The organism is Spirillospora sp. NPDC000708 (assembly GCF_040299565.1).
GTDB lineage: Bacteria > Actinomycetota > Actinomycetes > Streptosporangiales > Streptosporangiaceae > Spirillospora.
On sequence record NZ_JBEPCJ010000092.1, the window covers coordinates 36,268 to 45,751 of the forward strand.

Consider the following 9,484-nt stretch of genomic DNA (forward strand, 5'->3'; position numbering starts at 1 on the left):
ACGCGGGGTCAGGGTTTGCGGCCCCAGGCGGAGATCAGCGGCGCGATGGTGATGTCGAGCCGCCCGGCGTCCACGGCGTCGAGGAGCCGGTCGATCTCCTCCCCGGTGGCGTGGCCCGCGGCGATGAGCTGGTCGCGGAGCTGCCTGATCGTCGCCGCCTCCAGGACGCCGCAGGCCGGGGACGTGACGGGGAAGAAGGCGTCGGCGCGGACGTCGGCGAGCCCCGCCTCGCGCAGCAGCCGGGGCAGCGTGCGGCCGTAGGCGAGATCGGCGCCGCGCCCGGCGAGCAGCGCGCGGAAGCCGTTGCGGACCTTGTTCGCGAGGCGCTCCTCGGGGCCGCGCTCGTCGGGGCAGGCGAGCGGCTGCAGCGCCGGGTCCGCGTCCTCGATGAGCAGCGCGCCGCCCGGACGCAGCGCGTCGACCAGCGTCCGCAGCGCCCGCTCGCGGTCGGCCAGGTGGACCAGGACGAGCCGGGCGTGCACCAGGTCGAACGTCTCGGCGGGCGGCGCGTCCTCGACGAGGTCGTGGCGGCGCACCTCCACCGGGCCGCCCGCCGCCGGACGCGTCCAGGACACGTCGATGTCGGTCGCCAGGACCCGCCCCTGCTCGCCTGCGCGCGCGCCGAGCCAGGCGGGAACGGACGGTCCGCCCGCGCCGACCTCCCAGCACCGCATCCCGGGCCCGGCACCCAGCTCGTCGAGGTGCCGGAACGTCCACGGGTCGCACAGCTCGGAGATCGCCTCGAACCGGGTCCCGGCCTCGGTGCGCCGGTTGTCCAGCAGGTATCCGCGGTCGTCGGTCATGGGGCGGCCTCGATCCTTCCGGTCAGCAGTTCGGGGAGCAGCGCGTCTCGCAGCGCGGCGAGCGCGGCGCTCTCGGCCGCGGCGGCCTCGACCCGCTCGGCGATCGCGTCCGCGAACGCGCCGAACTCGCGGGCGCGGGGCTCGCCGGGCCACGGCACCTCGCGGCGGGCGAGGTCGGCCCATTTCACCCGCGGCATCCGGGTGCCGTCGCTGAGCGCCGAGGCGTGCGCCACCACCTCGTCGCTGGACAGCGCCGCCAGCAGCCAGCCGCGGTGGCGGCCGTCCATCGGGCGGACGACGTGCACGTCGGTCGATGCGACGCCGTCCACGAACGCCAGGCCGACCTTGTGGAAATAGGGCCGCAGTTTCGCGAAGAGCACGTCGCCCGCCCGGAACCGCTTCTTCACGCTCAGGACGGCGGACGCGTCCGCCCATCCGGAGAGCCACATGTGCCGTTTCGCGATGTGCTCCAGCCCGATGTAGTTCTCGCCGGGCCGGATGTCCGCCGCAGGGACGTTCACCGTGACCGGGCGGCCGAGCTCGTCCAACCGGACCGAGCCGGGCGCGGACGCGGCGAGCTCGGTGTACCGGGCCCTGACCAGGTCGTCCGCGGCGGCGGCGATCCCCTCGTTGGCGGCGATCTTGTCGTCGAGCGCCCCGAGGATCTCCGCGACGGCGTCCTGCCCCTCGCGCGGCACGTCCCTGACCGCGAGCCCGTTCAGAATGGCGTGGGTGAGGAGCGGCTGCCCGGAGCCGATGCGGTGGTGGTTCAGGCCCAGGCCCTTGAGGAGGTAATAGACGTAACGCGGATTCACGCCCTCCCGCGCCGTCGCGATGATGGCGTTGTCGGTGACCCAGCACCGCTCGTGGGCGTAATGGACGATGCCGCAATACGAGCCCACGCGCCCGACGATGGTGCTGTCCCGTTCAGCGTTGAACCCGTCCGCGGTGCCGATGACGCCGTTGGCCCCGTACATCGGAAAGGCGGCGCTAGCGGACGAGGGGCCGGCGGACGTGGTGCCGGCGGACGAGGGGCCGGAGAGCGGGTGGCCGGCGGGCGGCCGTGCCCTGCCGTTCGTGAAGGCGACGACCTCGCCGAGCCTGGCCATTTCTCAGCGTCCTCAGCTTCCTAGCCGTCCAGCCGTTCCAGCCGCGCGCGGACGACCTCGTCGAGCCGCGCGGACTCGTCCAGCCGGGCGAGCAGTTCCTTGGCCAGCCGCTCGACCCGGTCCCGCACCGGCTCGGTCCCGTCGTCCGCCGTTTCCGCCGCACCGGAATAACGCCCGGGAGTGAGGACGTGGCCGTGGTCGCGGATCTCGTCCAGCGTCGCCGAACGGCAGAAACCGGGCTCGTCCGCGTACGGTCCGCGTGCGCTCGGACCGCCGCGCCAGGAATGGTACGTCCCGGCGATCCTGGCGATGTCGTCGCCGGTCAGGACGCGTTCGGTGCGGTCGAGCAGCGTCCCCATGGAACGGGCGTCGACGAAGAGCACCTGCCCTCTCCGGTCGTCGCGGCCGCCGTCGGGGCCCTTGTCCTTGGAGAAGAACCAGAGGCACGCCGGGATCGGCGTCGTGCGGAACAACTGCGGCGGCAGGGCGACGACGCACGAGACCAGGTCGGCCTCGACCATCGCGGCGCGTATCCCGCTCTCGGCCGACTGCCGCGACGACATCGAGCCGTTCGCCATCACCACTCCGGCGCCGCCCCGCGGGCCGAGTTTGGCGATGATGTGCTGCATCCACGCGAAATTGGCGTTGCCCGCGGGCGGCACGCCGAACCGCCACCGCGGGTCTGCGGGATCGCGATACCAGTCCGACATGTTGAACGGCGGATTGGCCAGCACGTGGTCGGCGAGAAGGCCGGGATGCGCGTCCTCGAAGAAGGTGTCGGCGTGCCGGGCGGACAGGTCCCCTTCGATCCCGTGAATGGCGAGGTTCATCCGGGCCAGCCGCCACGTCCGGGCGTTGGCCTCCTGCCCGTGCACCGCGATGTCCCCGCTGCGGCCCCGCCGGCTCAGCACGAACTTCTCCGCCTGCACGAACATCCCGCCCGAACCGCAGCACGGGTCGTACACCCGCCCCTTGTACGGTTCGAGCATCTCGACCAGCAGTTTCACGACGCTCTTCGGCGTGTAGAACTCGCCGCCCCGGCGGCCCTCCGCGCGGGCGAACGTCTCCAGGAAGTACTCGTAGACCTCGCCCAGCAGATCCCGCGCACCCGCCCCGCCGTCCCCGCCGCCTTGGCCGGGGCTGTCATCGCGTCCGTCCCGGCCGGTGAAGCGGGCGTCGCCGATGACCGCCGCCAGGTCCGCGAGGCGCCGCTGGTCGACGTTCTCCGCGCCGAAGATCAGCGGGAGCGCGCCGTCCAGCGACGGCTCGGCCCGCATCACCGCCGCCATCGCCGCGTCGATCCGCGCGCCGATCGGCCCGGGACCGGAGACGACGGCGGGCCACCGGGCCGATTCCGGCACGGACGCGAACGCCGACGAGGCGTACTTGAGGAAGACGAGCCCGAGCACGAAGTCCCGGTACTGGGAGGAGTCCATGGACCCGCGCAGTTTCGCGGCGGCCTTCCACAGGACGTCCTGCAGTTCCGCGATCCCGGTCTCCGTCACACCGGCGACTCTAGGGAGTCGGCGCCCGCCCCGCGAGCACCGGCCGCCGGGCGCCTCCGCCGGGCGCCGCCGTCTCGGTCCGCGTGCCCGCCGGCGGCCGTTTCCGGACGGCCGGCCGCGTCGTGCGAGGTCGTCCGAGAAAACGTGAATTCGGCTCACGGTGGCGGGCTAGGCTGAAGGCCGCTCCGGAGCCGGAGGAGAGGCACGAGGTGGACGACGGCTGGGCGCCCCGCGAAATGGACATGCATGTGCCGAACGTGGCGCGCATGTACGACTATTACCTCGGCGGCAAGGACAACTACGCGGCCGACCGGGAGGCGGCCGAGCAGATCCTCGCCCGCGCGCCGTTCACCCCCGTCCTCGCCCGGCACAACCGGGCCTTCCTGCGGCGCGCCGCCCGGCACCTCGCCGCGTCGGGCGTCCGGCAGTTCCTCGACGTCGGGACGGGGCTGCCGACGCAGGGCAACGTCCACGAGGTCGTCCGGGAGCTCGTGCCGGACGCGCGGGTCGCCTACCTCGACGTCGACCCGGTCGTGGTCGCGCACGGGCGCGCCCTCACCGCCACCGACGACCGGACGATCGTCCTGGAGCACGACCTGCGGAACGTCGAGGGCATCCTCGCCGACCCGGTGCTGCGGGAGACGATCGACTTCGGCGAGCCGGTCGGGCTGATGCTGCTGGCCGTCCTGCACTGCCTGAGCGACGAGGAGGACCCGTACGGGTCCGTCGCGGCGCTGCGCGACGCGCTGCCGCCCGGCAGCCACGTCGTGATCTCGCACATCACCGGCGACGACGCGGTCACGGAGAACTCGACCCAGGTCTACGGCAACGCCAACACGGGCATGACGCACCGCAGCCGCGAGGAGCAGCTGCGCTTCTTCGACGGCTGGACGCTGCTGGAGCCCGGACTGGTCCGGCTGGACGAATGGCGCCCCGACCCCGGCACCGGCACGATCGGCGCCGCCGGCGGCTACTTCCTCTGCGGGGTCGGCGCCAAGACGTCCTGACGCGCCGCCGCGCGGACGGGGGAACCGCGCGGGCCGCGCCGCGGGGCGGGCCGGCTCCGGCGCTGGTCCCGGCTCCGGGGCGCGGTCGGCCGCGCTGGTCTTGTGGGGCGGTTGACAAGAGCGCGCCCGAGGATGCGTCCCGGCGCGCATTGGAATAACTGTCCAATTACCCTAGGGTCGGCTCGCCGTCACCCGGACGGCACGGGGGACGACACGAAGGGTTCACCGTCATGCACAGCAGCGCCCGCCGGGCCCTGCGCGCCGTGCTGGCGTCCTGCCTCGGCGCCGCCATGACGGCGGCCGCCCTGCAGGGGACCGCCGCCGCCGCGCCGCAGGACACCGCGCCTCCCGCCCAGCCTCCCGGCCAGGACCCGTTCTACCGGCCGCCGTCGCCGCTGCCCGCCGGGCAGCCGGGCGACGTCATCCGCTCCCGCCCGTCGCTGTTCACCGTCGACCCGATCGGGCACTCGCCCTACGGCGGAGTGAAGTCCTGGCAGGTGCTGTACCGGTCGCAGACCGCCGCAGGCGCCCCGACCGCCGTGTCCGGCACCGTCCTCGTCCCGGACAAGCCGTGGAAGGGCACCGGCAAGCGCCCGCTCGTCTCCTACGCCGTCGGGACGCGCGGGCTCGGCGACTCCTGCGCCCCGTCCTACACCCTCACCCAGGGCCTGGACTACGAGGAACTGTTCGTCATCGACGCCCTCAACCAGGGCTGGGCCGTCGCCGTCACCGACATGGAGGGCCTCGGCACCCCCGGCCAGCACACCTACGAGGTCGGCCGCTCCCAGGGCATGGCCGTGCTCAACATGGCCCGCGCCGCCGAACGCCTCCCGGACGCCGGGGTCGCCGGCGCCCCCGTCGCGATCAAGGGCTACTCGCAGGGCGGGACGTCCGCCGGATGGGCCGCCGAGCTCGCGGCGTCCTACGCGCCGGACCTCGACCTGAAGGGCGTCGCCGCCGGCGGCGTCCCCGCCGACCTGCGCGCCGTCGCCGCGAGCCTCGACGGCGGCCCGTTCGTCGCGCTGATGTTCATGGCCGCCGTCGGTTACGACGCCGCCTACCCCGAGTTGAAGCTCGACGGCTACCTCAACGACAACGGGCGCGCGCTGCTCGCGAAGGCCAAGGACATGTGCCTGGTCAGCGTCGACGGCCCGCTCACGGTGCTCCAGACCGCCTTCAAGAAGATCGGCGACTACACCACGAGCAACCCGCTGGACACCCCGCAGTGGCGGGCCCGGCTGGACGAGAACAAGCTCGGCTCCACCGCGCCGAGCGTCCCCGTCTTCCAGGGGCAGGCGCTGCTGGACGAGATCATCCCGGCGAAGCAGGCCGAGACCCTCGACCACGACTGGTGCGCCAGGGGCGCCAACGTCACCTACAAGAGCTACCCGATCGCCGAGCACGCGACCGGCCTGCTCGAGAGCGAGGGGGACATGATGGGCTTCCTCGCCGACCGCTTCGCCGGAAAGCCCGTCCAGGGCAACTGCTCCGCCACGTAGCCCGCTCTGGGGCGGGCCGGCGACGGCCCGCCCTTCGGGTCCTCGGCCCGCAGCTCAGCACGGGCTCAAGCCGTGGTCAGGCTTCGCGCCGCCAGGCGTCCGCGATCAGCCGCCGCACCTCCGCCTGCGTGACCGGCGCCAGCCCGCGCCGCTCCCGCTCCCGGCACACCGACGTCATCTCCACGTCCGGCATCCCGCACGGCACCGCCCACGTCCACGGCGCCGGGTCGGCGTCGACGTCCATCGAGAACCCGTGCGCGCTCACGCCCCGCGAGATGTGCATCCCCAGCGAGACGATCTTGCGGCCCTCCGCCGTCCACACCCCTGTGAGCAGCGGGCTGCCCGGCGGGGTGTCGCGCCGCTCCGCCTCGATGCCCAGCTCGCCGAGCACCCCGACCAGCAGGACCTCGATGTCGCGCAGCAGGCCCACCACGTCCCGCGGATCGGCGAGCTTCAGGATGGGGTACCCGACGATCTGCTCCGGCGAGTGGTAGGTGAGCTTCCCGCCGCGCCGCACCTCCACCACCGGGATGCCGAGCGCCGGGTCGGGCCGCTCCTCCGGCGGCGTCCGCCGCCCCACCGTGTACGTGCGCGGATGCGACAGGATCCAGAGCGTGTCGTCGGCGGTCCCGGCCTGCCGGTCCCGCACCATCCGCTCCATGGTCTCGATCGCCTCGGCGTAGTCGACGAGCTCGCTCTCGACCACCCGCAGCGGCCCTCCCTCACGGCGCGCGCGCAGCCCGGTCCGTACCGTGCCCGGCTCGCCGTGGGATGTCGTCAATGACATGGATCCTCCCCGCCGTGAGTGTATCCGGGCGCCGATGTCGGCCCCGCGAGGCAGGATGGGCGCATGGATCTGGTGGAGTTTCTGCGCGCCCGCCTCGCCAAGGACGAACAGGTCGCCCGCGCCTGCTCCGGCGCGTCCTGGACGGCCGGCCCCTCCGGCGCCGTCCACCTCGACGCCGACGGCGAGCCCGCCGTCGTCGCGTCGGCGGAGACCGAGGCCTACGCCGAGCACATCGCCCGCCACGACCCGTCCCGCGCCCTCCAGGAGGTCGCCGCCCGGCGGCAGCTCGTCGACGACCACGAGAAACACGCCTGGATCATCGCCCAGGGCCGGGCCACCCCCGAACAGCGGGCCGCCCAGGCCGTTCGCGAACAGACCCTCCGCCTCATCGCGCTCGCCTACGCCCACCACCCCGACTACAACGAGGAATGGCGCGCCTAGACGGACTCCACGAGCGCGGGGTGGCGCGGGTCGTCCATCTTCAGGACGACGTCGGCGGCCCGCAGCGGCTCCACCTCGCGCTCGTAACGGGCGAACGCGGGCAGCGTCCAAGCGTCCTCGTCCGGGGTGCGGCGCGCCAGCGCGCCCGGCGACAGCGTCAGATGGACGACCATGTCGAGCGGAAGGCCCCGGCCCAGCAGCAGCGCACCGTCCAGCAGCACGACACCGCCGGGCTGCACAGCCGTGTACCGCGCGCGTGTGGCACGGTCGAGCTCGCTGTCCCACAGGCTCGGCAGCACCTTCCCCGACCCGCCCGGCTCCAGAGGCCCCAGCACCTCCCGCACGAGCCCGCCCACGTCGAGCCACTGGTCGTAGTAGACGTCCGGGTCCTCGCGGCCGAACTCGAACCGCAGCGACGCCGGCCGCAGGAAATCGCGCGCCGACACCCGCACCACGTCACGTCCCGCCGCGCGCAACGGTCCCACCAGGGCGTCCGCGAGCACCCACGGCTCCGCCGCCGGCGGCCCGTCCACCGCCACCCGCCGCCACACCTCGCGCGGCGCTCCCGCGATCCGGCCGCACACCTCCTCGACCGCCCGTTCGGGCGTGATCGGTCGCGCACGCATGCCATCCATCCTGCAACACGGCGCCTTGTACCGAACGTGTACCGGCATCCGCGACCATTCGCCCGTCGTTCGAGGGCGGGGAGACAGATGACGGACGGAACGGTGCCGCGCCGCACGGTCCTGCGGGGCCTCGCCCTGGCGGGCGCCGCCGCGCTCGCTTCCGGCTGCGGCCAGGGCCCGGACCTCAGCACCAAGACGACCGGCCGGAAACCACTGTGGAAGCACACGTTCACCACCGCGGACGACGGACACATCGCTCCGGGCTCGGAGAACGCCGACCTGTTCCCGTACTCGATGGCCGCATCCGCAATGACGTTCTACGCATCCTTCGAAGGCAGGCTCTACGCGTTCGACGTTGCGGGCCGCCAGCTGTGGCAATCTCCGTATGGCCACTACAACGCGTCCCCGATGTACGGGCGCACCGCACCGCTCGTCATGGAGGACACCCTCTACACCCTCCGCAACGAGCCCGACGGCAAAGGCACCCTCCAGGCGCTCGACCCCGGCACCGGCAGGCTTCGCTGGAGTTTCTCCCCCGGCGGATGGCTCTCCCCGCCCGCCGCGTCCGGCGGCCACGTCGCCGTCTCCAGCACCGACCACCTCCACTGCCTGGACGCCGCCACCGGCAAGGAACGATGGCGCGCCCGCGGAGACGGCGCCGGTTTCCCCGGCGGCCCCGCGATCGCCGACGGCGTCGTCTGCGCGGTCGACGGCCGGATGTACCTCGCAGGACTCGACGTCAAGACCGGCAGGACCCGCTGGCACGTGTCCGGCGGCACCGGCGGATCCACCGGTGCCGCCGGACTCTTCCAGGCGCAATGCTCGATCACCTCCGACGGCGGCGCCGTCTACATCCACTCACCGAGCGGTCTGTGGGCCGTATCGGCACGCGACGGCAAGGTCCGCTGGTCCGGCACGACCGCAGGCGGCCTGACGCGCGTGGTGCCGTCCGGCCCCTTCGTCTACGCCGCCGGAACCGGCGGTGTGTCCGCGATCGCCGCAGGCAACGCGGCCTGGACCGTCCCCGTCCCCCACTGGGCCTCCGGCGGCGACCGTCCCCTCGCCCTGGCCGACGGCGCCCTCACCTTCACGACGAACGGCCGCGTCTCCAACGTGGACGCGACCAGTGGCGCGCCCCGCTGGACCGCCGCCGTCAAGGACTTCGCGGGCGAGGACGTCCCGCTCTCCAACGCCGCCGCTGCGGCCCGGGTCGTCTGCGTCCTGGCCAAGGACGAGGCCGCCGCCGACGACACCGGCAACAAGCACGGCCCGGTCGACCATCTCTACGCCTTTCCTGCTTAGCCGGGCGGGTGGGTGATCCTCGGCTGGGTGGTTGTGGCTGATCGGTCGGTCGTGGTTGTGATTCTGGGTGCTGTCGTGGGCGGCGGCTTTGCGCGCCAGGTGATGTTGATATTTAGCGGCGTGAGGGTGGGATCGATTGGGGTGGGGTCGTGTAGGCGTGTTCGGCAGTGAATGGCGGTGGGGTGGTCTTCAGGGTGTGGGTGGTCTTCAGGGGGTGGGTTTATCGGAGATCAGGGTGTCTGGGTGGTCTTCGGGAGAGCGGCGAGGGTGTTCGGAAGATCTGCAAGATGGGTGTTCGGGAGATCGGCGTGAGGGGTGTTCGGGTGGTGGGGTGGCGCTTGCGTACGGGGCCGCCCCTCCAAAGTCAAGGGCGCCTTCGGCGTCGCTTCGCGATGGACTTCGTCC

The 9,484-nt window shown here is 73.0% G+C and carries 9 protein-coding genes; 4 read left to right on the forward strand and 5 right to left on the reverse strand.

Annotation, left to right across the window (positions count from 1 at the left end; all coding sequences use genetic code 11):
• Positions 1-8: 8 nt before the first annotated feature.
• The 3 genes from ABT299_RS42225 to ABT299_RS42235 are packed head-to-tail and all read right to left on the reverse strand — an operon-like array spanning position 9 to position 3,417.
• Complete coding sequence (locus ABT299_RS42225; protein WP_500254192.1) at positions 9-803, reverse strand: class I SAM-dependent methyltransferase; 795 nt, start codon at positions 801-803, stop codon at positions 9-11.
• The gene (locus tag ABT299_RS42230; protein ID WP_500254193.1) at positions 800-1,912 is read right to left on the reverse strand and encodes a restriction endonuclease subunit S; all 1,113 of its coding nucleotides are present in this window, start codon (positions 1,910-1,912) and stop codon (positions 800-802) included. The genes ABT299_RS42225 and ABT299_RS42230 overlap by 4 nt, the downstream gene beginning before the upstream one ends.
• Before the next feature lie 20 nt (positions 1,913-1,932).
• Complete coding sequence (locus tag ABT299_RS42235; RefSeq protein WP_500254194.1) at positions 1,933-3,417, reverse strand: type I restriction-modification system subunit M; 1,485 nt, start codon at positions 3,415-3,417, stop codon at positions 1,933-1,935.
• 209 nt (positions 3,418-3,626) lie between these two features.
• On the opposite strand from ABT299_RS42235, the gene ABT299_RS42240 reads away from it, so the two are divergent.
• Together ABT299_RS42240 and ABT299_RS42245 are read left to right on the forward strand one after the other, a co-directional pair.
• Complete coding sequence (locus ABT299_RS42240) at positions 3,627-4,424, forward strand: SAM-dependent methyltransferase (RefSeq protein WP_387029822.1); 798 nt, start codon at positions 3,627-3,629, stop codon at positions 4,422-4,424.
• Positions 4,425-4,654: 230 nt separating this feature from the next.
• A complete protein-coding gene (locus ABT299_RS42245) occupies positions 4,655-5,923 on the forward strand; it encodes a lipase family protein (protein WP_500254195.1) in 1,269 nt (422 codons plus the stop codon).
• Positions 5,924-5,999: 76 nt separating this feature from the next.
• On the opposite strand, the gene lipB is transcribed toward ABT299_RS42245, so the two are convergent.
• A complete protein-coding gene (gene lipB, locus ABT299_RS42250; protein WP_190866578.1) occupies positions 6,000-6,710 on the reverse strand; it encodes a lipoyl(octanoyl) transferase LipB in 711 nt (236 codons plus the stop codon).
• A gap of 63 nt (positions 6,711-6,773) precedes the next feature.
• Here lipB and ABT299_RS42255 point away from each other — a divergent pair, with 63 nt between their 5' ends.
• Complete coding sequence (locus ABT299_RS42255; protein ID WP_190866580.1) at positions 6,774-7,151, forward strand: DUF6221 family protein; 378 nt, start codon at positions 6,774-6,776, stop codon at positions 7,149-7,151.
• On the opposite strand, the gene ABT299_RS42260 is transcribed toward ABT299_RS42255, so the two are convergent.
• On the reverse strand, positions 7,148-7,777 hold the full coding sequence (locus ABT299_RS42260; RefSeq protein WP_433149456.1) for a nucleoside/nucleotide kinase family protein: 630 nt from the start codon (positions 7,775-7,777) through the stop codon (positions 7,148-7,150). The two genes, ABT299_RS42255 and ABT299_RS42260, sit on opposite strands and share 4 nt — an antisense overlap.
• 87 nt (positions 7,778-7,864) lie before the next feature.
• Between ABT299_RS42260 and ABT299_RS42265 the strand changes: the two genes are divergently transcribed.
• Positions 7,865-9,079, forward strand: coding sequence for a PQQ-binding-like beta-propeller repeat protein (locus ABT299_RS42265; RefSeq protein ID WP_500254196.1), 1,215 nt, complete (start codon positions 7,865-7,867; stop codon positions 9,077-9,079).
• Positions 9,080-9,484: the final 405 nt, after the last annotated feature.